25 protein-coding genes are annotated in these 23405 nt (G+C 70.7%); 16 read left to right on the top strand and 9 right to left on the bottom strand.

Annotated features, from left to right (window positions below):
* The first annotated feature begins 151 nt into the window (after positions 1 to 151).
* The 4 genes from RV986_RS28075 (at position 152) to RV986_RS28090 (ending at position 4249) form a co-directional block, all read left to right on the top strand.
* Positions 152 to 1117, top strand: coding sequence for a zf-HC2 domain-containing protein (locus RV986_RS28075; RefSeq protein ID WP_475924458.1), 966 nt, complete (start codon positions 152 to 154; stop codon positions 1115 to 1117).
* Positions 1114 to 1974: an ABC transporter ATP-binding protein gene (locus tag RV986_RS28080; RefSeq protein ID WP_475920039.1), complete on the top strand. Its 861-nt coding sequence runs from the start codon at positions 1114 to 1116 to the stop codon at positions 1972 to 1974. Before RV986_RS28075 ends, RV986_RS28080 begins: the two co-directional genes overlap by 4 nt.
* Complete coding sequence (locus RV986_RS28085; RefSeq protein ID WP_475920040.1) at positions 1971 to 3539, top strand: ABC transporter permease; 1569 nt, start codon at positions 1971 to 1973, stop codon at positions 3537 to 3539. The genes RV986_RS28080 and RV986_RS28085 overlap by 4 nt, the downstream gene beginning before the upstream one ends.
* Positions 3540 to 3610: 71 nt before the next feature.
* Entirely contained in the window at positions 3611 to 4249 is a 639-nt protein-coding gene (locus tag RV986_RS28090) for an ABC transporter (RefSeq protein WP_475924459.1), read from the top strand.
* Positions 4250 to 4330: 81 nt separating this feature from the next.
* Here RV986_RS28090 and mshD read toward each other — a convergent pair whose 3' ends face one another.
* On the bottom strand, positions 4331 to 5257 hold the full coding sequence (gene mshD, locus RV986_RS28095) for a mycothiol synthase (RefSeq protein ID WP_475920041.1): 927 nt from the start codon (positions 5255 to 5257) through the stop codon (positions 4331 to 4333).
* 179 nt (positions 5258 to 5436) lie between these two features.
* Here mshD and RV986_RS28100 point away from each other — a divergent pair, with 179 nt between their 5' ends.
* The 3 genes from RV986_RS28100 (at position 5437) to RV986_RS28110 (ending at position 9483) form a co-directional block, all read left to right on the top strand.
* Complete coding sequence (locus RV986_RS28100) at positions 5437 to 7236, top strand: bifunctional metallophosphatase/5'-nucleotidase (RefSeq protein ID WP_475920042.1); 1800 nt, start codon at positions 5437 to 5439, stop codon at positions 7234 to 7236.
* 259 nt (positions 7237 to 7495) lie between these two features.
* Positions 7496 to 7636: a hypothetical protein gene (locus tag RV986_RS28105; RefSeq protein ID WP_475920043.1), complete on the top strand. Its 141-nt coding sequence runs from the start codon at positions 7496 to 7498 to the stop codon at positions 7634 to 7636.
* A gap of 92 nt (positions 7637 to 7728) precedes the next feature.
* Entirely contained in the window at positions 7729 to 9483 is a 1755-nt protein-coding gene (locus RV986_RS28110) for an ABC transporter ATP-binding protein (RefSeq protein ID WP_475920044.1), read from the top strand.
* On the opposite strand, the gene RV986_RS28115 is transcribed toward RV986_RS28110, so the two are convergent.
* The 7 genes from RV986_RS28115 to RV986_RS28145 form a co-directional block, all read right to left on the bottom strand.
* Positions 9459 to 10160 carry a response regulator transcription factor gene (locus RV986_RS28115; RefSeq protein WP_475920045.1) on the bottom strand — a complete coding sequence of 234 codons (702 nt, stop codon included), beginning with the start codon at positions 10158 to 10160 and terminating at the stop codon, positions 9459 to 9461. The two genes, RV986_RS28110 and RV986_RS28115, sit on opposite strands and share 25 nt — an antisense overlap.
* A gap of 253 nt (positions 10161 to 10413) precedes the next feature.
* Complete coding sequence (locus RV986_RS28120) at positions 10414 to 11895, bottom strand: HAMP domain-containing sensor histidine kinase (protein WP_475920046.1); 1482 nt, start codon at positions 11893 to 11895, stop codon at positions 10414 to 10416.
* Positions 11892 to 12623, bottom strand: coding sequence for a response regulator transcription factor (locus RV986_RS28125; protein WP_475920047.1), 732 nt, complete (start codon positions 12621 to 12623; stop codon positions 11892 to 11894). Before RV986_RS28125 ends, RV986_RS28120 begins: the two co-directional genes overlap by 4 nt.
* A gap of 138 nt (positions 12624 to 12761) precedes the next feature.
* Complete coding sequence (locus RV986_RS28130) at positions 12762 to 12980, bottom strand: hypothetical protein (RefSeq protein ID WP_475920048.1); 219 nt, start codon at positions 12978 to 12980, stop codon at positions 12762 to 12764.
* Positions 12981 to 13022: 42 nt separating this feature from the next.
* Entirely contained in the window at positions 13023 to 14198 is a 1176-nt protein-coding gene (locus tag RV986_RS28135; RefSeq protein ID WP_475920049.1) for a S1C family serine protease, read from the bottom strand.
* Positions 14199 to 14412: 214 nt separating this feature from the next.
* A complete protein-coding gene (locus RV986_RS28140) occupies positions 14413 to 15435 on the bottom strand; it encodes a LacI family DNA-binding transcriptional regulator (RefSeq protein WP_475920050.1) in 1023 nt (340 codons plus the stop codon).
* Between the two features lie 92 nt (positions 15436 to 15527).
* Positions 15528 to 16319, bottom strand: a complete 792-nt coding sequence (locus tag RV986_RS28145) for a response regulator transcription factor (protein WP_475920051.1) — start codon at positions 16317 to 16319, stop codon at positions 15528 to 15530.
* Positions 16320 to 16635: 316 nt separating this feature from the next.
* Here RV986_RS28145 and RV986_RS28150 point away from each other — a divergent pair, with 316 nt between their 5' ends.
* The 8 genes from RV986_RS28150 to RV986_RS28185 all read left to right on the top strand — a co-directional run bounded on the left by RV986_RS28150 (position 16636) and on the right by RV986_RS28185 (position 22078).
* Positions 16636 to 17568, top strand: a complete 933-nt coding sequence (locus tag RV986_RS28150; RefSeq protein WP_475920052.1) for an alpha/beta hydrolase — start codon at positions 16636 to 16638, stop codon at positions 17566 to 17568.
* A 50-nt stretch (positions 17569 to 17618) separates the two neighbouring features.
* Entirely contained in the window at positions 17619 to 17873 is a 255-nt protein-coding gene (locus RV986_RS28155) for a MoaD/ThiS family protein (RefSeq protein ID WP_475920053.1), read from the top strand.
* A gap of 8 nt (positions 17874 to 17881) precedes the next feature.
* Complete coding sequence (locus RV986_RS28160) at positions 17882 to 19156, top strand: hypothetical protein (RefSeq protein WP_475920054.1); 1275 nt, start codon at positions 17882 to 17884, stop codon at positions 19154 to 19156.
* A gap of 155 nt (positions 19157 to 19311) precedes the next feature.
* Positions 19312 to 20058: an LmeA family phospholipid-binding protein gene (locus tag RV986_RS28165; protein WP_475920055.1), complete on the top strand. Its 747-nt coding sequence runs from the start codon at positions 19312 to 19314 to the stop codon at positions 20056 to 20058.
* 285 nt (positions 20059 to 20343) lie between these two features.
* Positions 20344 to 20424: an Ms5788A family Cys-rich leader peptide gene (locus tag RV986_RS28170; protein ID WP_350751515.1), complete on the top strand. Its 81-nt coding sequence runs from the start codon at positions 20344 to 20346 to the stop codon at positions 20422 to 20424.
* 141 nt (positions 20425 to 20565) lie between these two features.
* On the top strand, positions 20566 to 21405 hold the full coding sequence (locus RV986_RS28175) for a sulfurtransferase (protein ID WP_475920056.1): 840 nt from the start codon (positions 20566 to 20568) through the stop codon (positions 21403 to 21405).
* Positions 21406 to 21441: 36 nt separating this feature from the next.
* Positions 21442 to 21729: a DUF1416 domain-containing protein gene (locus RV986_RS28180; RefSeq protein WP_054232391.1), complete on the top strand. Its 288-nt coding sequence runs from the start codon at positions 21442 to 21444 to the stop codon at positions 21727 to 21729.
* A gap of 88 nt (positions 21730 to 21817) precedes the next feature.
* A complete protein-coding gene (locus tag RV986_RS28185; RefSeq protein WP_475920057.1) occupies positions 21818 to 22078 on the top strand; it encodes a DUF3099 domain-containing protein in 261 nt (86 codons plus the stop codon).
* Positions 22079 to 22169: 91 nt separating this feature from the next.
* Here the strand turns inward: RV986_RS28185 and RV986_RS28190 are convergent, their stop codons facing one another.
* On the bottom strand, positions 22170 to 22532 hold the full coding sequence (locus RV986_RS28190; RefSeq protein ID WP_475920058.1) for a DsrE family protein: 363 nt from the start codon (positions 22530 to 22532) through the stop codon (positions 22170 to 22172).
* Between the two features lie 271 nt (positions 22533 to 22803).
* On the opposite strand from RV986_RS28190, the gene RV986_RS28195 reads away from it, so the two are divergent.
* Positions 22804 to 23379: a heme-binding beta-barrel domain-containing protein gene (locus tag RV986_RS28195; protein WP_475920059.1), complete on the top strand. Its 576-nt coding sequence runs from the start codon at positions 22804 to 22806 to the stop codon at positions 23377 to 23379.
* The last annotated feature ends 26 nt before the right edge of the window (positions 23380 to 23405 follow it).

Consider the following 23405-nt stretch of genomic DNA (forward strand, 5'->3'; position numbering starts at 1 on the left):
CGGACGCGCGATCGCCGGCGGCGCCGAGGACCCGCACGAACACGGCGAGAGCACGGGCCAGGACGGCAACGGCACGGGCGGCAACGGCACGGGCGGAGACGGTACGGACATGGACCAGGACGGCGCGGAGACGGACGGAGGTGGCGAGAACATGACCGGGTCCGGTGAGGACACGGCCGCGTCCGGCGGCACGGCCGAGGGCGGGACCGAGGGCGGGACCGAGGGCGGGACCGACCGCCCCGCAGAGCAGCGGTGGCACGCGGACGCCGACGACCTGCGGGCCTACACCCGGGGCGAGTTGGACCCGCCCCGGCTCTGGTCCGTCGACACACACCTGGCCTCGTGCGCACGGTGCCGGGAGGCGCTCGCCGTGGTGAGCGACCCCGTCGCGCTGGACGCGGGCTGGGAGCGGCTCGACGCCGAGCTGGACGCGCCGCGCCCGAGGCTGGTCGAGTCGTTGCTGGTGCGGATCGGCGTCGCCGACCACACCGCACGGCTGCTGTCCGCCACGCCCGTGCTGCGCCGCTCCTGGCTGGGCGCGGTCGTCCTCGTGCTCCTCATGACGGTGGTGGCGGTCGACGCGGGACGGGGCTCGTCCTCGCCCACGCTGTTCCTGGCCCTCGCCCCGCTGCTCCCGCTCCTCGGGGTCTCGCTGTCGTACGGGCCGATGCTCGACCCGACGTACGAGATGGCCCTGGTGTCCCCCCTGCACGGATTCCGGCTGCTGATGATCCGCACGGTGGCCGTGCTGACCGCCGTCCTCGTGCTGAACGGGCTGGCGACGCTCGCGCTTCCCGCCTACGGACTGCGTGCGCTGGCCTGGCTGCTGCCCGCCCTCGCACTCACCGGGACGGGGCTCGCGCTGGCGGCCCGGCTGGGCCCGGTCCTCGCGCCCGGCCTGGTCGGCGGGGCCTGGGTCGGTGTGCTGATGGTGGCCAAGGCGAACGCCGACGGCAGCACCCTCGCACCGTTCACGGCACTCGGCCAGGGCGTCGCCGGCGCGGTCGCGGTACTGGCCGTGGGGCTGCTCTATCTCGTACGGGACCGGTTCGACTCCTCGCCCGCACATGCCTTCTTCACCGACTTCACCGACTTCTCCGACAGGAGCGCCGCATGACCCCCACCGTCTCCGCCTCCGGCCTGACCCTCAGGTTCGGCGGGACCGTCGCCCTCGACGATGTCTCCCTGCGCCTCGGCGAGGGCGTCACCGGACTGCTCGGGCCCAACGGCGCGGGCAAGACCACTCTGTTGCGGGTGCTGGCCACCGCCGTGCCCGCCGACCGCGGTGCGTTCACGGTGCGTGGGCACGACCCGAGCACTCCGACCGGACGCCTGGAGGTGCGCCGCGTACTCGGCTATCTGCCGCAGACCCCGGGATTCCACCCGGACTTCTCGGCCTTCGAGTTCGTCGACTACGTCGCGATCCTCAAGGAGCTGACGGACCGCTCCGCCCGGCACCGGGAGGTGCGGCGCGTGCTGGAGGCCGTCGACCTGTCCGACGTCCGGGGCAGACGCCTGCGGAAGCTCTCCGGCGGCATGCGCCAGCGGGTCGCGCTGGCCGCCGCGCTGGTCGGCGACCCGGGCTTCCTCGTCCTGGACGAACCGACCGTCGGCCTCGACCCCGAACAGCGCATGCGGTTCAGGGAGTTGATCGCCCAGGCGGGCGAGGGCCGCACGGTCCTGCTCTCCACCCACCAGACCGAGGACGTCGCGATGCTCTGCCACCGCGTGATCGTCATGGTCCGCGGCACCATCCGCTTCGAGGGCACCCCGGCCGAGCTGACCGCACGGGCGGCGGGGCGGGTGTGGAGCAGCACGGCCCGCGACCCCGGCGCGAGAGCCGGATGGCGTACGGGCACGGGCTCCTTCCGCAATCTCGGCGACCCGCCCAAGGGCGCCGAGCTCCTCGAACCCACCCTGGAGGACGGCTACTTGCTCACTCTCGACGGTGAGCCCGCGGAGGTGGCGGCATGAGCGACCTGGCGACCGGCACAGTCGTGAAGGAGGCGGCCCCCACGGGGGTGGAGCCGCCCGCCCCGGACCGAAGCCCGAACAGGACGGCGGCCGTCGTCGCCCTCGCCCGCTTCGAAGCACGCGAACTGCTGATGCAGATCCGGGTGCTGCTCTTCCTGCTCCTGCACGTCGGCTACACCGGCTGGACGATGTTCAACGGCAGGGAGGGAATGGACGCCTACCCGGTCCTCCAAGACGTCGACCGGTCCACCCAGTCCGCCCCTCTGCTCCTCGCCATCGTCCTGCTCGCGGGTGTCAACCGCGCCGTGCTGCGCTCCCGCCGGTACGCCACCGACCGACACTTCGACGTGCTGGTCATGGAGCCATGGCGGCGCACGCTCGCGCATGCGCTGTCGGTCGTGCCCTACGCGGTGTTCACCGCACTCGTCGTGGGCTTCGAGTTCACCTGGGCGGCCCTGAAGCCCGGCGCGGTCGGCCACGGCTCGCTCGCCGAGCTGGCCGTGGGCCCGCTGGAGATCCTCCTGGCCGGAGTCCTCGGCGCCCTGCTCGCCCGGCTGATCCCCTCCACGCTCGCCCTGCCGCCCTTCGTGATCGGCGTCTACATCGTCACCATCCTCGTGGCCGCCAGCACCCAGGGCGAGCACGGGGTGCGGTGGCTGGCGCCCGCGGTCGTGGAGGAGGGCGCCCACCCGTTCCCCTCCGGCCTGCTGGGCCGCCCGGCCGGCTGGCACGCGCTGTATCTGGCAGGGCTCGTCATGCTGCTGCTGTGCCTCGCGCTGCTGCTGACCGGCGGTCGTACACCCAGGATCAAGGCGGTCACCGTCCTCGCCCTCGCCGCCATGGCCCTGGGCATAGCGGGACAGTCCCCGGGCGACCCGGCCGCGCTGACCGAGGCCCGCGCCAAGGCGTCGGCCACCCCGGAGAAGGTGCAGAGCTGCGTCGCGCACGGCAGGTCGACGTACTGCGCCTACCCCGAGTGGGCCGGCCAGACCGCCGACTGGGCCGAGGTCGTCCAGCGCGTCCAGTCCCTCGCGGGCGGCGCCGCCGGAGGCGAGCGGCTGACCGTACGGCAGCGCGTCGACGCCCGCTCCGGTCTGGAGGGCGACTCCGCGCTCGACCCGTCCAGGACGCCGGGAGTGGTGACCGTCGGCACCCGCTGGGGCGGCAACCGGATTCCGGAGTTCGCCGTCGGTGTGGCCTCGGTGCTGGTGACGGGGGACGAGAACGCCGCCGGCGAAGTGTGCGACGCCCGCTCGGTGGTCATCATGTGGCTGGCCCTGGGCTCGGAGTCCCACCCGCTGACCGCGCTGCGCCATCTCCGCATCGACGACTCCCTCGTCGGCTCCGGCGTCGCCCTCGCGCCCACCGACCCGATCTCCATGAACGCGGCCCAGGCAAGGGTGATCAAGGAGCTGCTGCAGAAACCCCGCTACAGCGTCATCCCCAAGGTGAAGGCCCACTGGACGGAGCTCACCTCGCCCAGGACGACCACGGCGCGAGTGGCCGAACTGCTGGGCGTGCCGGCGGGGCCGGGCGCGCTGAACGTCAAGACATGCGAGGAGTGACCGTGCTCGACAACGCAGACGCAGATACGGCGGGCAGGAGAGGCACCCCGTCCCAGGGGCGACCGTACGCCGTGGTCCGCGCCCTCCTCCGCCCCCTCTGGCGTACCCTCCCCCGGCGGGCGCTCACGGCCGGTGCCGCACTGGGCCTGCTGTTCACCGGAACCCCGCGACTGTTCTCCGCCCAGCCCGACGAGTGGCTCTGCCTCACCCTCCTGCGGGCCGCCGCGCTCGCCTTCGCCCTGGGCCTGGCCTTCCTGCTGGACGACCCGGCCCGGCACCTCACCGCGGCGGTGCCGACCCGGCGTCCGGTGCGGACCGCCCTGCGGGTGGTGCTCGTCGCCCCGCTCGCCGTGCTCTGGTGGACGGTCGCGCTGTTCCTCATACCGGGGCGGACCCGGCCGCCGGTGGGGGCCGTCACCCTGGAGGCCGCCGCCCTGGCCGTGCTCGCGCTGGCCGCCGCGGCCTCCGTCGTACGGTTCACCGACCGGCCGGAGCCGGGGGGCGCGGTGTGCCGCGGGCTGCTGGCCACGACGGTGGTGGCCCTGCTGCTGCCCGGCCGGTGGGCGCTGTTCGTGGCGCCGACCGACCCGGACTGGGGCGCCTCCCATGAGCGGTGGGCGCTGATCCTGGTCGCGGCGGCGCTGATCGGGGCGTGGTCCTGCGTGGAACCCCTACGGACGTGGCGACCCGCCGTCCGCGCCCGCCGGTGACATACGGGCGGGCGCGGACCGGGAACCGATGGCTGACGGTTCACGGCTGAGGCCTCAGGCCTGACGGTCGATGACCGGCGGTCAGGACTCGCTTCGGTACATCAGGTCCGTCTCGTGGGTGAGGAAGCCGAGCCGCTCGTACACGGTGAGGGCGGCCTTGTTGTCGGCGTCGACGTAGAGCATGGCGGTCGGCAGGGCCTGTGCGGCGAGGTGGCGGAGCCCGATCGTGGTGAGGGCCTTGCCGAGGCCGCCGCCCTGAGCGCCGGGGCGGACACCGAGGACGTAGACCTCGCCGAGACCCTCCGTGGCGTGGACCTTCGTCCAGTGGAAGCCGACGAGTTCGCCCCCGCGGAAGGCGAGGAAGAACCCGGACGGGTCGAACCAGGGCTCGGCCTTGCGGTCGTCGAGGTCGCGCTGGGTGAGGGAGCCCTGCTCGGGGTGGTGGGCGAAGGCTTCGGCGTTCAGGGCGAGCCAGGCCGCGTCGTCCTGGCCGGGCACGAAGGTGCGGACGCTCACACCGTCCGGGAGCTTCGGCTCGGGCAGTTCGAGGTCGGTCAACGGCCGCCGCAGCTGGCGCAGTTCGCGGAAGAGGGTGAGCCCGAGGACCTGGGCGAGGTGCCGGGCGGCGGAGTGCCCGCCGTGCGCCCACACGCGCAGCCGCTTGCCGGACTCGGCGAGCAGCGCCGCGCCCAGGGCCCGACCGTGGCCGTGCCCGCGGTACGCCGGGTGCACCACCAGCTCGGCGGCCGGGGCCTCCACGGGGTCGGTGTCCTCCAACTGGGCGTATCCGATCAGTTGGTCGCCGACCGTCAGCAGCAGATGCCGTACGCCCTCACGGGCACCGCCCTTCAGCTGGAGCCGCCCCTGCTCGGAGACCGCCTGCTGCCCGTCGGCGTCGGCGGCCTCCGCGAGCAGCCGGAGTACATCCTCGGCCTGGGCCGGGGAGAGCGCGGTGGAGGTCTCGATGGAGCGGCTGTGTGCAGAGGGCGCGGTGTCGTCGCTGGTCATGGATACGAGGGTACGGCTCGGTGTTTTCCGGACAAGGGGCGGCGGGGCCGGGGACGGCCGCCCGTCAGACGGCGGTGAGACAATGGCAATCAGTCCGTAACCCCGAACCCCCTTTTGCGCTACGCGCGTTGATTCTAAAGTGCGCGTAAAGCCACAGTCGTCCCACAGGGGGGAAACCCATGCCGCCGACGCCACGGCGCAGACGTACCCGTCGCATCCTCGCCGCCGCCGCAGGGCTGGCCACCGTCGGTGCGCTGGCCGCCGCGATGCCCGCGAGCGCGGGGCAGGACCACGCGACCGCGCACCACCACCCCGGCAGCGGCCGCTATCAGGACGTGCAGCTGCTGTCCTTCAACGATCTGCACGGCAACCTGGAGCCGCCGTCCGGGTCCTCCGGTCGTGTCACGGAGTTGCAGGCGGACGGAACGACGAAGACGATCGACGCGGGCGGTGTCGAGTACCTCGCCACGCATCTGCGCCAGGCCCGCCAGGGCAACAAGTACTCGATCACGGCCGCCGCCGGTGACATGGTCGGGGCTTCCCCGCTGATCTCGGGTCTCTTCCACGACGAGCCGACGATCGACGCGCTGAACAAGCTCGACCTGGACGTGACGAGCGTCGGCAACCACGAGTTCGACGAGGGCGCCAAGGAGCTGGCCCGTCTGCAGAACGGCGGCTGTCACCCCACGGACGGCTGCTACGACAAGAAGGCGAAGTTCCGGGGTGCCGACTTCCCCTACCTCGCCGCGAACGTCACCGACGAGAAGACCGGCAAGCCGATCCTCAAGCCCTACTGGGTGTGGAAGAAGAACGGCGTCAAGGTCGGCTTCATCGGCGTCACGCTCGAAGGCACGCCGAACATCGTGTCGGCCGACGGCGTCAAGGGACTGAAGTTCGGCGACGAGGTAGAGACGATCAACAAGTACGCCAAGGTGCTCCAGCGCCAGGGCGTGAAGTCGATCGTCGCGCTGATCCACGAGGGCGGCGCGCCCGCGTCGACGGCGTACAACTACGACTGCGACAGCCCGGGTGCCGGTGACGGCATCTCCGGGCCGATCGTGGACATCGCCAAGAAGGTCACGCCGGCCGTGGACGCCCTGGTCACCGGCCACACCCACCAGGCGTACGCGTGCACCGTTCCGGACCCGTCGGGCACGCCCCGCATGGTGACGTCGGCCTCGTCCTTCGGCCGCCTCTACACGGACACGACGCTGACGTACGACCGCTGGACCGGCGACATCGCGCGTACGGCGGTGAAGTCCGCCAACCACGTGGTCACCCGTGACGTGGCGAAGGCCGCCGACCTGACGTCCCTGATCAGCAAGTGGAAGACGCTCTCCGCGCCGATCGCCTCGCGCCCCATCGGCTACATCGCGGGCGAGATCGGCAACGCCGGCAACGAGTCCCCGCTCGGCGACATGATCGCCGACGCACAGCTCGCGTACGCCAAGTCGGTGGACCCGGAGGCCGATATCGCGGTGATGAACCCGGGCGGTATCCGCGCCGGCCTCACCTACACCGCGAGCGGCGGTGAGGGCGACGGGGTGGTGACCTACGGGGAGGCCTACACGGTCCAGCCGTTCGCCAACACCGTCAACCTGGTGAACCTCACCGGCGCGCAGGTCGTCACGGCACTTCAGCAGCAGGTCGGCGGGGCCAACGAGGCCGCGCCGAAGATCCTGCAGATCTCCAAGGGCCTGACCTACACGCTGGACCTGACGAAGACGGGCGCGGCACGGGTGGTCGCCGACTCGATCAAGCTCAACGGCGCGCCGATCGACCCCGCCGCCACCTACCGCGTCGCGATGAACTCCTTCCTCGCGGGCGGCGGCGACGGCTTCGCCGAGCTCGGCAAGGGCACGAACGTCCTGGTCGGCGGCGACGACCTGGCGGCCTTCGAGGCCTACCTGACGGCGAACTCCGCGGCCGCGGCGCCGTACCCGGTGCCGACGGCGGACCGGATCACGGTCGTGAAGTAGCAGTCCCGGTCCCAGTCCCCGGACAGCGAGCGGAGCCGGTACGCGGATGCGTACCGGCCCCGCTTTTTTGTTGCCTAAATTCTGTGTGAGTGGAGGGTTGGTTCCGCGTTCGATCTGAAAATTCCTTTCAGCTGTAATTCATTGAGGTCTCAGCGGAATTGGCGATTTCCGGGTCCGGGGTCCCGTAGTGTTTTCCATGTCGAAAGCGAACAGTGCAAACGGCAAAGGGAATTCACCCGCAGGGAACAAGGAGACACCCATGAGCTTCCACAAGATCGCCCCCGTCAAGAAGCACCACAAGGCCGCCCCGGTCGCGAAGCGCCGGCCCGTCAAGCCGGCCCCGGTGGCGAAGAAGGCCGTCGCTCCGAAGAAGCGCCCGGTCGGCCGTCAGGGCCAGTAGCAGCCCGCGCGAGGCGGGGTCCCCGGGAATTATCGGTTTCCGGTGGCCCCGCCTCGGCCATGTTCCGGACCGGAAAGGGAAGTTGATTTGATATGCGGGAAGTACGGGAGGCATTCACGCGCTTCTGGCCGCTGACGCGCGGCGACCGTAAATGGCTGGTGGTGATCATCGGCTGTGTGGTCGTGGCCGCGCTCGCCGAGACGGCCTCGATCCTGCTCTTCGCGCAGCTCACGGACCATGCCCTGAAGGCGGGTTCACTCTCCGCGTTCTGGGGACCGGCCGGCGCCTGGCTGGGGGTCGCCGTGATCGGCGCGATCGTCGGCTATCTCGGCAATTCGCTCGCCGTGTGGACCGCGGAGAGATTCGTCCTGCGGCTGCGCGCGGGTGTCTTCCGCCATGTTCAGGACCTGCCGCCCGACTTCTTCCAGAAGCACCGCCAGGGCGATCTGGTCGAGCGGCTGACCGGTGATGTCGAGGCCATCGAACAGATGGTCGTGTCCGGTGTCGTGGGGACGGTCTCCGCGGCCTTCTCGGCCGTCTTCTATGCCGCCGCCGCCCTCTGGCTGCGCTGGGACCTGGCCCTGGTCACCTTCCTCCTCGCCCCCCTCTTCCTCGTCGCCGCCCGCCGCTTCTCCGGCCGGATCAGGACGGCCTCCCAGGAGGAGCGGGCCGCCGACGGCGCGATCACCTCGGTCGTCGAGGAGTCCCTCGGCAATGTGGTGCTGACCCAGGCGTACAACCGCCGCCGCGCCGAGGAGAAGCGGCTCGACCGCGAGGCGCGCGCCTGGATGCGTGCGTCGGTGCGCGGTGCGCGGGCCGGCGAGATGTACGAGCAGTTCGTCGAGGTCGTCGAGACGGTGTGCGTGCTCGCGGTGATCGGCCTCGGCGCCTGGGAGATCTCGAAGGGGCGCATGTCGCTCGGACAACTGCTCGCCTTCGCCGCGTTCCTCGGCTACCTGTATCCGCCGATCCGCAATCTCGGTCAGCTCGGGCTCACCCTCACCGCCGCCACCGCCGGTGCGGAGCGGTTGCGGGAGATCCTGGACGCCGAACCCGCCGTCACCGAACCTGCCGACCCGGTCCGGGAGTGGCCCGTGCGCGGCTGGGTCAGCTTCCACGGCGCGTCGTTCCGCTATCCCGGCGCCGAGCGCGAGTCCCTGCACGACGTGACCTTCACCGCGGGACCCGGCGAACTCGTCATCGTCACCGGCCCGAGCGGCGCCGGAAAGTCGACGCTCTCCAAGCTCCTCACCCGTTTCTACGACCCCACGGCCGGCGTGATCTGCCTGGACGGCGTCCCGCTGCCCGACATGTCCCTGGAGTTCCTGCGCGAGAACGTCGCGCTGCTGCTTCAGGAGACGCTGATCCTGCACGGCACGATCCGCGAGAACATCGAGTGCGGCCGGCCGGGGGCGTCCCAGGCGGAGATCGAGCGGGCCGCGGCGGACGCCGTCGCGCACGAGTTCATCAGCGCACTGCCCGACGGGTACGACACCGAGATCGCGCCCGGTACGGCCACGCTCTCCGGCGGCCAGCTCCAGCGGATCGCCATCGCCCGCGCCATGCTGCGCGGCGCGCCCGTCCTGGTCCTCGACGAACCGACCGCCGGGCTCGACTCGGTCGCCGCCCGCCGGGTGGTGCAGCCGCTGCGACGGCTGATGACGGGCCGTACGACGATCATGATCACGCACGATCTGTCGCTGGCGCCCGACGCCGACCGGATCCTGGTCGTGGACGGTGGCCGGCTGGTGGAGGCCGGCACGCACGAGGAACTGATGGCGTGGGGCGGGGCGTACGCCCGGCTCGCGACGCCCGGGCTCGACTACTTGGCGGCGCGGAGCGTGTAGCCGATGCCCCGGACGGTGTGGATGAGCCGCGGTTCGCCGCGGCTCTCCAGTTTCCGGCGCAGGTACATCACGTACACATCCAGCGTGTTCGACGTCGGTTCGAAGTCGAAGCCCCAGACCTCCTTGAGGATCTGGGCACGGCTGAGGACCTTGGCCGGATGCCGGAGCAGATACTCCAGCAGGGCGTACTCGGTCCGGGTCAGGTCGAGGACGCGGTCGGAGCGGGTGACCGTGCGGGAGGGCCGGTCCATGGCGACGTCCGCGAAGGCGAGCCGGTTGTCGTGGGCCGGGGCGCGCTGCTTCCGCTGTGGGCTGCGGCGCAGCAGCGCCCGTACCCGGGCGAGGAGTTCCTCGGCGGCGAAGGGCTTCATGAGGTAGTCGTCGGCGCCGTTGTCGAGCGCGACGATACGGTCGCCGACCGCGTCTCTGCCGGTGATCATGAGGATGGGGACGGTGGACCCGGAGGCCCGGATCCGGCGTGTGGCGGCCAGCCCGTCGAGGCCGGGCATGGTGACGTCCATCAGCACCAGGTCGGGCCGCTCGTCCACCCCGGCCACCAGTTCGAGGGCCTCGCGGCCGTCCCCGGTGAGGACGGTCTCGTAACCCTCGAAGCGGAGCAGTCGGTCGAGCCCCTCACGTACGGCCTTGTCGTCATCGGCCAGCAGGATCTGCACCATCCCCCCAACGTGTAACGGGGTGCTGTGGGAGGGCTTGGAGGGGGGTGTGGGGAGGCTGGGCGGTGTCCGCGCCCGGCCTTCTCCGATGTGTCAGCGGGCGCAGATGTCACCGGCCGTACGAGCAGATGGCGTTCGCCTGGACGGCGTTCGCCGGAGAAGAGGGATCACCGGATCGCGGCAGGGCAGGGCAGGGCAGGGCAGGGCAGGGCAGGGCAGGACGGTCTGTCGGAGCAGGAACGGTTCGGCCCGGCTTCTACCGGCCCTCGACCCCGTCGGTACCCAGCTCGGGCGGAGGCGTGGGCGCCCCCGGCAGCCGCAGCGTCGCCACCGTTCCGCCGCCCTCCGCAGGCTGCAGCGACACCTCGCCGCCGGACTGCTGTACGGTCCTGGCCACTATCGACAGGCCCAGGCCCGAGCCCGGGAGTGCGCGGGCGGACGGGGAGCGCCAGAAGCGGTCGAAGACATGGGGGAGTTCCTCGGTGGGGATGCCGGGGCCGTGGTCGCGGACGGTCAGTTCGCCGCCCTTGAGGATGACGTCGACGGCCTCGCCCTGCGGGCTGAACTTCACCGCGTTGTCGAGGATGTTCACGATCGCCCGCTCCAGGGCCGAGGGTTCCGCCCGGACGAACCAGGGCTGGAGGTCCGCCGTGATCGTCAGCTCGGGGCCACGGAGACGTGCGCGGTGCAGGGCCGCCTCGACCGTGTCCTGGAGCGCGACGATCTGGAGCTGGTCCCCCGCCTGGCCCGCGTCCGAACGCGACAGCGTCTGCAGGTCGCCGATCAGCGCCGCCAGCTCCGTCATCTGTGCCTTCACCGAGGCGAGGAGGGCCTTCCTGTCCGCCGGGGGGAGCGGGCGGCCCGTCTCCTCGCTGCGGGTGAGGAGTTCGATGTTCGTACGCAGCGAGGTCAGGGGCGTACGGAGTTCGTGGCCCGCGTCGGCGATCAGTTGCTGCTGCAGCTCGCGGGAGTTGGCCAGCGCGGACGTCATCGAGTTGAAGGAGCGGGAGAGACGGGCGATCTCGTCCTCGCTGTCGTCCTCGACCGGGATACGCACGGAGAGGTCCTCCGTGCGCGCCACGTGCTCCACGGCCTCGGTGAGCTTGTCCACGGGGCGCAGGCCCGCACGGGCCACCGCCAGGCCGGCGGCTCCGGCGCCGACGACTCCGATGCCGGAGACGAGGAGGAGGACGAGAGCCAGGTCGTTCAGGGTGGCCTGGGTGCTCTTGAGGGGGACGGCGACGACGAGGGCCGCGTTCTGGGCCACGGACGGGCCGCTGCTGTTGGGGGCGTCGTTGACGATGAGCGGCATCGCCAGTGCTCGTACGTCGTTGCCCTTGTTGTCGGTCCCGTTGCGGATCGCGTACGTGCGCAGTTTCGGATGCTTGGCGATGTCCTTGTCGCTGTCGGTGACCTTCACCGTGCCCGTGGAGTAGTCGAAGGGACAGACGGTGCCGTCCGTCTGGATCACCTGGGTGTAGGAATCGATCTGCCTGCGGAAGGTGTTGGCCGTCGCGTCCTGGCCGCAGTTGGTGAGTGCGTCCTGAATCACGGGGTACGGCACGGCCTGCCGCTCCGCCCGGAGCGTGTTGTCGATCTCGTCGTACAACTTCCCCCGCACGATGAACCAACAGGTGACCGAGACCGCCGCCACCCCGAACGCCACCGCCGCCGCGACCAGCATGGCCAGCCGGGAGCGGATCGGCAGGGATGTGAAACGGCGCAGGACCTTCATCACTCCGCGCCGCCCGACCGCAGGACGTACCCGACACCCCGCACCGTGTGCACGAGGCGCGGTTCGCCGCCCGCCTCGGTCTTGCGGCGCAGGTACATGACGTAGACGTCGAGGGAGTTGGAGGAGGGTTCGAAGTCGAAGCCCCAGACCGCCTTGAGGATCTGCTCGCGGGTGAGGACCTGGCGCGGGTGGGCCAGGAACATCTCCAGGAGGGTGAATTCGGTACGGGTCAGTTCCACGGCCCGGCCCGAGCGGGTGACCTCGCGGGTCGCGAGGTCCATGCGCAGGTCGGCGAAGGTGAGCGCGTCGTCGTCCGGGGCACCGACCGCCGCGGCCGCGTACGAACTGCGCCGCAGCAGTGCCCGGACCCGGGCGAACAGCTCGTCCAGCTCGAAGGGCTTGACCAGGTAGTCGTCGGCGCCGGCGTCGAGGCCGGTCACCCGGTCTCCGACCGTGTCGCGGGCCGTCAGCATGAGGATGGGCGTGGTGGTGCCGGCGCCGCGCATCCGGCGGGCGGCCGTCAGACCGTCCATCCTCGGCATCTGGATGTCGAGGACCACCAGGTCGGGCTGGTACGCGGTCGCCCTCTCCAGCGCGTCCGCGCCGTCGACCGCGACCTGGGTGTCGTACCCCTCGAACGCGAGGCTGCGCTGGAGCGCTTCGCGCACGGCCGGCTCGTCGTCGACGATCAGGATGCGCTGGGTTTCACGGTCGCCTTCGGCGGGGCTCATGGGCGTGGTTCCTAGGGGTGCGGTGGGACGGGGCTGAACCTTTTCAGCCTCGCACGTTCCGGCAGGGTTGGTCAGTCGTCCGCGGTCTGCCGTCGATCATCGGCTCAGGCAGCCAGCGCGCTCAGGCAGCCAGCGCGCTCAGGCAGCCAGCGCGCTCAGCCGGCTCAGGCGGCTCAGCGGGACCTTGCGGCGGTGCGGGTGCTCGGCGGAGGTGCGCAGGCCCATCATCTGGGGCTGCGGGACCACCACTTCCGGTACCCGCGGCACCGGCCTGTGCAGTTCACGGGCCACGGAGAGGGCCAGGTCGAGTCCGGCGGGGTCGATGCCGTCGATGCTGTGGGAGACGCGCGTGATCATTTCAGCCTCCAGGAGGACTTACGAGAGGACTTGCAAGAGGACTTAGCTGTCGGAGCCGCCGGCCCGCAGGCCCGCGAGGTCGGACTTGACGGTGTTGATCGGGATGGCGAAACCGAGGCCGACACTGCCCGCGCTCGACGAACTGGACGACGAGTCGGCGGCCGAGTACATCGCGGAGTTGATGCCGATGATGTTGCCGTTCATGTCGATGAGGGCGCCGCCGGAGTTGCCGGGGTTCAAGGAGGCGTCGGTCTGGAGCGCCTTGTACGTCGTGGTCGAGGAGCCGGTGTCGCCGTTGAACTGCTGGCCGCCGAAGGAGAACGGCCACTGGCCGCTGCCGCCGCCCTGCTGTTGCTGCTGGCCCTGGCTCTCGTCCGTGGAGACGGTGACGTCGCGGTTGAGCGCCGAGACGATGCCGCTGGTGACGGTGCCGGTCAGACCCTCGGGGGAGCCGATCGCGACCACGTCGTCGCCGACCTGGACGCCGTCGGAGTTGCCGAGCGTGGCGACCTTCAGGCCGGAGGGCGCGCTCTCGAACTTGATGAGCGCGAGGTCCTTCTTGCTGTCGGTGCCGACGACCGTCGCGGTGTACGACTTGCCGCTGCTCAGCTGCACCTTGATCTCGGAGGCGCCCGAGACGACGTGGTTGTTGGTGATGATCTCGCCGCTGGACGAGATGATCACGCCCGATCCGGTCGACGAACCCGCGTTCGAGGTCGCGCTGATCTCGACGATACTCGGGCTGACCGCCTGGGCGACACCGGCCACGGTGCCCTTCTTGGCGGCGGGCACCACGGTGGTGCTGGTGCTGCTCGAAGCGGTGTCCTTGCTGGTCAGCTCCTGTATGCCGTACGCGGTGCCGCCTCCGATGGCCGCGGCGACCATCGCCACGGCGGCCAGCAGCGCGATGGTGCCCTTGGCGCGCTTCTTCGGCGCGGGGGCGGGTGCGGGGGAGGCCGGGAGGGGCTCCGCCATCAGTACCGCGGTGTGCCCGCCGTCACCGCCGTCGACACCCTGACCGGAGCCCGGCCACACGGTGGTACCCGGCTCGACCGCGACCGGCGTGGCCGGCACATAGGCCGGCGGGGGCGGCCACTCGGGGTTCACGGGGGAGGAAGAGACGGGCTGCTGCTGGGGGTACGCCGACTGGAAGGGGTCGGTCGCCTGGTGGTCGTCGCCCTGGGGGTACTCGCCGCTGCGGCGGAAGCTCTCGGTCATGTAAAGAGATTCCCGCGTGATCATGAGAGCTCCCTGAGTCCCCCCTGAGAAGCCCGACAGAACCTCGTATGCCCGATATAAGGACGCCGGAGGCCCATGAAAAACGGGGGTCCACGGGGGCGCGCCCCTCTTTTAGGGGCGCGGGGAACTGCGCGACCAGCCCCCACTGCCCGCAGTCAAAGGACGACCCTCAGAACCTGCGCCGCCGGCGGAGCTACTCACACCCGCAAGACCGCCGGACCACCAACCGCGACGGAAACACCTTCAACCGCTCGCGTCGCGACCCCGCCACCCGCAACCCGTCATCCAGCACGAGATCGACGGCCGCACGGGCCATCGCCGACCGGTCGGAGGCGATCGTCGTCATCGGCGGATCCGTCAGCGCGGCTTCCTTGACGTCGTCGAAACCGGCCACCGCCAGCTGCCCCGGGACATCGATGCGCAGCTCGCGCGCGGCCCGCAGGACGCCGATCGCCTGGTCGTCGGTGGAGCAGAAGATCGCGGGCGGGCGGTGCGGACCGCCGAGCAGCTGGAGACCGACCTGATAGGCGTCGTAGCGGTTGTACGGCGCTTCGAAGAGGCGCCCCTCGGTGGGGATCCCGGCCTCCTGCATCGCGCGCCGCCAGCCCTCGACGTGGTCGGAGACCGGGTCGCCGACGGTCGGGGTCTCGGCGATACCGCCGAGACAGGCGACATATTCGTAACCGTGTTCGAGGAGGTGGCGGGTGGCGAGCTGGGCGCCGCCGATGTCGTCCGTGACGACCGCGACATCGTCGATGGCCTCGGGGCGCTCGTGCAGCAGCACCACGCGGGCGTCCCAGGCCTCGATCTCCGCGGCAGCGTTGTCGTTCAGCGCGTGGCTGACCAGGATCAGACCGGAGACCCGCATACCGAGGAAGGCGCGCAGATAGTGCACCTCGCGCTCGGCGATGTAGTCGGAGTTGCCGACGAGCACCATTTTTCCGCGCTCGGCGGCGGCCTGCTCGACGGCGTGGGCCATCTCCCCGAAGAAGGGCTGGCGGGCGTCGGGCACGATCAGCCCTATGAGCTCGGTCCGCCGCGAGGCCATGGCCTGGGCGACCCGGTCGGGCCGGTACCCCAGTTCCTTGATCGCGGCGAGAACGCGCTCGCGCGTGGCCGGGGCAACCGGCCTCGGTCCGTTGTTGATGACATAGCTGACAACGGCGGTGGACGTACCCGCCAGTCGCGCTACATCGTCCCTCGTCACCTTGGCCACGCGCGGAGTCTACGCGGATGGACCCGCCGGTGGGCAGGGCGTACGGCGGCCGACCGCGCCCCCGTAGCCGCCCGGCACGCCCTCGGGGGCGCCTACTGCGCCTCCGCCGCCGCCTCGACCGCCTCGACGGCGTCGAGGTGCGCCGTCTCGTCCGCATCCTCCGGCTTTGGCTGGGCCGTCCTGGCCTTCGCCTCGTCCGTGGCGCGGTCCATCTTCTCGGGTGTAACGAATCGATAACCGACGTTCCGGACGGTTCCGATCAGCGACTCGTGCTCGGGTCCGAGCTTCGCGCGCAGCCGCCGTACGTGGACGTCGACCGTCCGCGTACCGCCGAAGTAGTCGTAGCCCCAGACCTCCTGAAGCAGCTGGGCGCGCGTGAAGACACGGCCCGGGTGCTGCGCGAGGTACTTGAGGAGCTCGAACTCCTTGAAGGTCAGGTCCAGGACCCGGCCCTTGAGCTTGGCGCTGTACGTCGCCTCGTCGACCGAGAGGTCGCCGTTGCGGATCTCCATGGGGGAGTCGTCGTTGACGATCTGCTGCCGGCCCATGGCCAGCCGCAGCCGCGCCTCGACCTCCGCCGGACCGGCGGTGTCCAGGAGCACGTCGTCGATGCCCCAGTCGGCGGTGACGGCCGCGAGGCCGCCCTCCGTCACGACGAGGATCAGCGGACAGCCGGGGCCCGTCGAGCGCAGCAACTGGCACAGGCTGCGCACCTGCGGGAGATCACGTCGGCCGTCGATCAGGATGACGTCGGCACCGGGGGTGTCGACGAGAGCGGGGCCTTCCGCCGGAGCCACTCGCACGTTGTGCAGGAGCAGGCCGAGAGCGGGAAGCACCTCCGTCGACGGCTGAAGGGCATTGGTCAGGAGCAGCAGAGAACTCATCGCGTCCCCCCTGCCTGGGTCGTTTTACGGTCATGCAAGGTTCGCTCGCCCATAACGTCTGGTTCCTCCTCGGTCCCTGCCTGGGGGTACCTCCCACGCCCTTAAGGCAGTGGGGGAGTTTGCGGCACTGCTTCCTACGGTGCGGCTCCCGCGCCCCTGGGAGTCGCCGGGCGGCCCACTGGGAGTCGCCCTGCGTTCTATGCGTCCGTGGGCTTCGTACACCTGCGGTTTCCCGCTTCGTATACAACGCTTCAGAATGCACAAAAGGACCCGGGGGCTACGCTGCCCGAGTCCTCTGCCCAGCAGAATAGCCCACATGAGCTCAGGTCCGGCAGGTCAAGCGACGGGATCTTCCGATCGTCCACCCCTTGAGATACCTCCACGCACCCCTTTGCGGAGGTTTCTGCACACCGTCGACGGGGTGACGATCGATGCGGCGTACGACCCGGGAACGCGGCCTCCCGGTGACTTGGCCACTGGCCTGAATGACGTGGCGATCGTCGTCGCGCACGGTTTCACGGGCTATCTGGACCGCCCGCACGTACGCCGCGCGGCGACCGTCCTCGCCCGGCACGCGGCGGTGGTCACCTTCTCCTTCCGTGGTCACGGCGCCTCCGGCGGCAACTCCACGGTCGGCGACCGCGAGGTCCACGATCTGGCCGCCGCCGTGGCCTGGGCCCGCGAACTCGGGCACGCGCGCGTGGCCACCGTCGGCTTCTCGATGGGCGGCTCGGTGGTGCTGCGCCACGCGGGGCTCCACCGGGGCGCGGACCGGGGCGCGGACCAGGGCTCAGGACGGGGCACGGGCCGGAGCTCGGGACGGGGCTCGGAGGTGGAGCACGAGGGGCGCACGGAGGCGCGTACGGACGCCGCGGTTTCGGTGAGCGCACCCGCCCGTTGGTACTACCGGGGTACGGCCCCTATGCGGCGCCTGCACTGGCTGGTAACCCGCCCGGTGGGCCGCGCGATCGGCCGTTACGCCCTGCGCACCCGGATCCACCACCGCGACTGGGACCCGGTACCGGCCTCCCCGGTCGAGTCGGTCCCGTTCATCGCGCCCACCCCGCTCCTGATCGTCCACGGCGACCAGGACGGCTACTTCCCGGTCGACCACCCCAAGATGCTCGCCGCCGCCTCCGGTGACCATGCCGAACTGTGGATCGAGCACGGCATGGGCCATGCCGAGGACGCGGCGGACGACGAGCTGCTCGGCCGTATCGGGGAATGGGCCGTCGCGGCGGCGGGCTAGCCTGGCCGTGTCCACACAAACCGATGACCGACCAATGACCGAGGAACGAGATGGCAAAGGGCACGGTGCGGTACTGGGCCGCCGCCAAGGCCGCGGCCGGCGTCGCCGAGGAGCCGTACGAGGCGGGCACGCTCGCCGAGGCGCTCGACGCGGCTCGCGCGCGACACCCCGGCGAACTGGTCCGCGTGCTGCGGCGATGCTCGTTCCTCATCGACGGTGACCCCGTGGGCACCCGCGGGCATGAGACGGTACGGCTGGCCGAGGGCGGCACGGTCGAGGTGCTCCCGCCGTTCGCAGGAGGGTGAGCGAGACGATGAGCAACCAGCCGTACGAGGGCCGGTACGAGGGTCAGTACGAGGGGTACAACCCGTATCAACAACCTCAGCCGCAGCAGCCAGAGCAGCAACCTCAGCCGCCGCATCAGCAACAGCCGCAACAGCAGCCCGAGTGGCAGCAGCACACCCAGCAGTGGGAGGGGCAGACCTGGGAGACCCAGGTGCAGCCTCCGATGCCGACGGCGGACACGAGATACCAGCCCCCCCAGGGGCAGCAGCAGGAACAGCAGCAGGGGCAGCAGCAGCGACAGCAGCAGGGATACCAGGCACCGCAGGGGTACCAGGAGCCGCAGGCGTACGCCGGTGGGTACGGCGTCACCGCGCAGCCCCTCCCGCAGGAGATCGCGGCGCAGGGCTGGGAACGGCCCCCGACCTCGCAGCCACCGCGCCGCGAGGCCGCCGCCCCCGCCCCCGTCTCGGCGCCCGCCGCCGCGGTCTCCGCCCCCGCCGAGGCCGCTCCCGAGTACGGTCCCCCGACCGTCACCGGCAACACCCGTGTCACCGACGCCCAGCGCGCCCGCGCCGAGGGCCGGTCGCCGATCATCGAACCCGGCATCCAGCCCGCCGCGCTCACCGCGCTGCTCGGACTGCTGCTCTCCGGTACGGCGGCGATCGGGCAGTACGCCCTCGTCGTCCCGCTCGTGCTGCTGCAGGCCGTCACCGCGGCGGGCTGGTTCCGGCTGAACGGCATGTGGCCGGCCCGGCAGGGCATCGCGCTGGCGTTCCTCGGCGCGGTCACCGCGGACGTGGCGCTGCTCGTGGCCGGCCGGGAGAACGCGCCCGCCGCGATCCTCGGCACCCTCGGCGTGTGGGTCCTGCTCACCCTCGTCCTGCAACTGCGCAGCCACGCCGACCCGGACACCCGGATGCACGGCCTGATGGCGACCGTCGCCTCGGCGGCGCTCGCGATCATCGCGGCCGGGCACCTCGCGGTCGAGCCGGACGCCGTCACGGTCGGCGCCGCCGCGGTCGCCGTCGCGGTCCTCGCCCGCGCGCTGCCGCTGCCCACCGCGGCCTCCGTGGTGGTGGCGCTGCTGGCCGCCGCGGGTGCCGGTATCGCGGTCGGCGGGATGACGGACCTGGGCAGCAAGGGCGCCTTCCTCGGCCTCGGGGCCGGGGTGTGCGCGCTGATCGGCCACCGGGTCGCCAGTTACGACTACCCGTCCCGTTTCGTCCACTTCACCGCGGGCGTGGCCCTTCCGCTGGCCACCGCAGCCCCGGCGGTGTACCTGCTGGGACGCGTGCTCGGCTAGCGGCTCGTACGGTTCGCCCGGTCGTCGTCCCGTACGTCACAAGTGATCTACAACCACTCCGAAGGGCCCCCGTCGTGAGGCCCTTCAGAGTTACGTTCGCCGGGGGACGGCCGTGCGGGTCGCCCCGACCCGGTCTAGGTGGGGGAACACCGAGCATGCGCGCACTGCGAATAATCCTGATCGTCACCGTCATCCTGGGCGGCCTGTTCGTGATCGCGGACCGGGTGGCGGTCGGTTTCGCGGAGAACAAGGCGGCGGACAGGATCAAGAGCACCGAGGGCCTGGCCGACACCCCCGACGTGTCCATCGAGGGCTTCCCCTTCCTCACCCAGGTCGTCGGCGGCGAACTCGACGACATAAAGATCGGCATCAAGGACTACGAAGCGTCGACGGGCAGCGCCACGGGCGGCACGAGCACCATCCGTATCGACGACCTGAACGCCGAGATGCACGGTGTCAGCTTCGACGGCGACTACAGCTCCGCCACCGCCAACAGTGCCTCCGGTTCCGCGAGCGTCTCCTACAGCGAGCTGCTCAAGACCGCCAAGTCGCAGCCGACGCAGGTCGCCGACGGGGTCACCGCCCAGATCGTCGGCCTCTCCGACGGCGGCAACGGCAAGATCAAGGTCGAGGTGGCGGCCACCGTCCTCGGTACCAAGCTGCCCCAGCCGGTCTCCGTGCTCAGCACGGTCACGGTGGTCGGGGGCAACACGGTCAGGGTGCACGCCGACTCGCTGCCCAAGCTGGGCGTCGACCTCGCCGAGAACCGGGTGCGCGCGATCACCGACTTCCAGCAGAGGATCGACGGGCTGCCGGGCGGTATCCAGCTCGACACGGTCCAGGCGGCGACGAACGGTGTGGACATCGCGGTGAAGGGTTCGAACGTCAAGCTGGTCGGGTAGGACGGTCAGCGGCCCGGCCGTCATCGGTCACGGGTTACCGGCCACCGGTCACGGGTTACCGGTCGTCGGTCGCCGGTCGGGAGCCGGTGGGGCGGGGGCTGTCCGAGGAGCGAGACGGGCCCGTCCGCACCGCAGATGGGCGGTCGGCGCGACGACGGACACGGCTGCCCTCGACCCGCGCGGTGACGGCTCCGAGGGCCGGACTGTCCCACATCCCGGACGATCGCATCTCAGTATGCGACACGCCGGTGACATGCCCGCCTGTCCGTCCCTACGATCGGACCCATGAAGCGACAGGCGGATCTCACGAAGCGGCGGGCAGTAGACCTGTGCCGCGTCGCCGCCATGCTCTGTCGCCCCTTCTGAGCGGGGGCATTTGCCCGTCCGCCCTCCCCTGGCCCCTCTTCGCCAGGGTCCCCGTGCGCGCCGCGCAGCCCAGACAGGCCTGGCCGCGCACCCTCTCTCTAACGCACCGCCCCGCCGCAACTGCCCCGGAGGAGAAAAAGCATGAGCCGCAGCGACGTCCTGGTCGACGCCGACTGGGTCCAGGACCACCTGGACGACCCGAGCGTGGCCGTCGTCGAGGTCGACGAGGACACGTCCGCGTACGAGAAGAACCACATCAAGAACGCGATCCGGATCGACTGGACCAAGGACCTTCAGGACCCGGTCCGCCGTGACTTCATCGACCAGGAGGGCTTCGAGAAGCTCCTGTCGGAGAAGGGCATCGCCAACGACACGCTGGTGGTCCTCTACGGCGGCAACAACAACTGGTTCGCGTCCTACGCCTACTGGTACTTCAAGCTGTACGGCCACGAGAACGTCAAGCTCCTCGACGGCGGCCGCAAGAAGTGGGAGCTCGACTCCCGCGACCTGGTCGTCGAGGTGCCCACCCGCGCCAAGACCGACTACAAGGCCAAGGCCCAGAACACCGCGATCCGCGCCTTCCGCGACGATGTCGTGGCGTCCATCGGTTCGCAGAACCTGGTCGACGTCCGCTCGCCCGACGAGTTCAGCGGCAAGCTGCTCGCCCCGGCGCACCTTCCGCAGGAGCAGTCGCAGCGTCCGGGCCACGTCCCGAGCGCCCGCAACATCCCGTGGTCGAAGAACGCCAACGACGACGGCACCTTCAAGTCGGACGACGAGCTCAAGGAGCTCTACGCCGACGAGCAGGTCGACCTGGCCAAGGACACCATCGCGTACTGCCGTATCGGTGAGCGTTCCGCGCTCACCTGGTTCGTGCTGCACGAGCTGCTCGGTGTGGAGAACGTCAAGAACTACGACGGCTCCTGGACCGAGTACGGCTCCCTGGTCGGCGTCCCGATCGAGCTCGGCGCCAACAAGTAACCCTCGAAGTCAAGGCCTGAAGGACGGAAACGAAACATGTGTGGAGCGAAGGCCGGCGGCCCCGACGCCTCGACGATCAAGCCCGGTGAGACCACCATCCAGGGCCAGGTGACCCGCGACGGCGAGCCCGTCACCGGTTACGTGCGCCTGCTGGACTCGACCGGCGAGTTCACGGCGGAGGTCCCCACCTCCGCGACGGGCCAGTTCCGTTTCTACGCGGCCGAGGGCACCTGGACCGTACGCGCCCTGGTCCCCGGCGGCACCGCGGACCGCACGGTCGTCGCCCAGACGGGCGGCCTCGCCGAGGTCGCCATCGCCGTCTGACGGCACCTCTGAGTGGCCGAAGGGCCGCACCCCAGGGTTGGACGCTCGGGGTGCGGCCCTTCGGCGTGCGCAGGCCTACGCTGGACGTATGTACGCACGACGGCGGCACGTCTACTTCGCCATGATGGGGACGTGCATCGGGTTGTTCGTCCTGGCCTGGGGAGTCGTACGGATCTGGTCGATTCCCGTGGCTGTGGGGATGTGTGTGGTGGCGATGGTGATCCCGCCGCTGGCCGCGATGGCGGCCAACCGGCGGGGCCCCGACGACCGCTGGTGGGACGACCCGTCCGGGGACCAGAAGTCCGACGAGTGGTGGGACGAGCTCGACGGCAAGAAGCGCCGCCCGTAGGAGGGCGCGCGCAACACCTTCCGTACGTGCAACACCTTCCGTACGTGCAACACCTTCCGTACGTGCAACACCTTCCGTACGCGCAGCGCCTTCAGTAGACCAGCGCCTGCGTCTCCTCCGCCATCGCCTCCTGGACGAAGACCTGGGCGCCCGCGATGCGTACGCCGTCGATGACGTCCTTCTCGGTGATGTCCCGGCGCGCCGCGCACTGGGTGCAGAGGGTGAGGCGGCCCGCGGCCAGGACCGAGTCGATCAGGTCGGGGAGGGGGGCCGCGTGCGGGAGCTCGAACTCGGCGGCCCGGCCCGGCAGCGCGAACCACGCGGACTCGCCGGTCAGCCAGAGGGAGACCTCGACCCCGCTGGCCACGGCCACCGCCGCGACCGTGAACGCCTGCGAGCAGCGCTCGGGGGCATCGGCCCCCGCCGTCACCTTGATCACGAGCTTCTTCGCCATGGCCGCATGGTAGTCCGGAGGGCACGGGGGAGTCCGAAGGGCGCCGAGGAGTACCTGGGAGTACCTCGCAGGGAGTCCCGGGCCCCACCCGACTAGAGTGGGGCCCGGCTCTAGTACCGCCCGACCCGCTCATCCGAGGAGCACCCCGTGGAGATCTTCTTCGAAACCCTGCTGGTCCTGGTCTGCGTCGGCGTGCTCGCCTTCGCCGGGCTGACCGTGAAGAAGCTGTACCAGGGCCAGCGCTGACCCCCATCGAGGAACTGCCGAGCTCATGATCGAGATTCCGTCCGACCTCCACAAGGACCTGCTCCCCCTCGCCTTCCTGCTCGGTGACTGGGCAGGCGCGGGCGTCCACGACTTCCCCGGCTCCGAGAAGTGCAACTTCGGGCAGGAGGTCACCTTCACCCAGGACGGGCGCGACTTCCTGGAGTACCACTCGCGCACCTGGGTGCTCGACGCCGAGGGGAACAAGGTCCGGCCGCTGGAGACCGAGTCCGGCTTCTGGCGCATCGACGGCAACCGCAAGGTCGAGGTCGTCATGATCCGCGACGACGGCGTCGTCGAGATCTGGTACGGCGACCTGGCCGACAAGAAGCCGCAGATCGACCTGGTCACCGACGCCGTGGCGCGCACGGCCGCGGCCGCTCCGTACAGCGGCGGCAAGCGCCTGTACGGCTATGTGAAGAGCGACCTCATGTGGGTCGGCGAGAAGCAGACCCCCGAGGTCGAGCTGCGCCCCTACATGTCCGGGCACCTGAAGAAGGTCGTCACCCCGGAGGACGTCGAGCGCTGGGCCAAGGCCCTCCCGGACGACATGCCGGACGACGGGATCGCGTTCTTCAAGTAGGACCGCTCAAGAGGACCGCTCAGGAG

Source organism: Streptomyces sp. RLA012, from assembly GCF_056270325.1.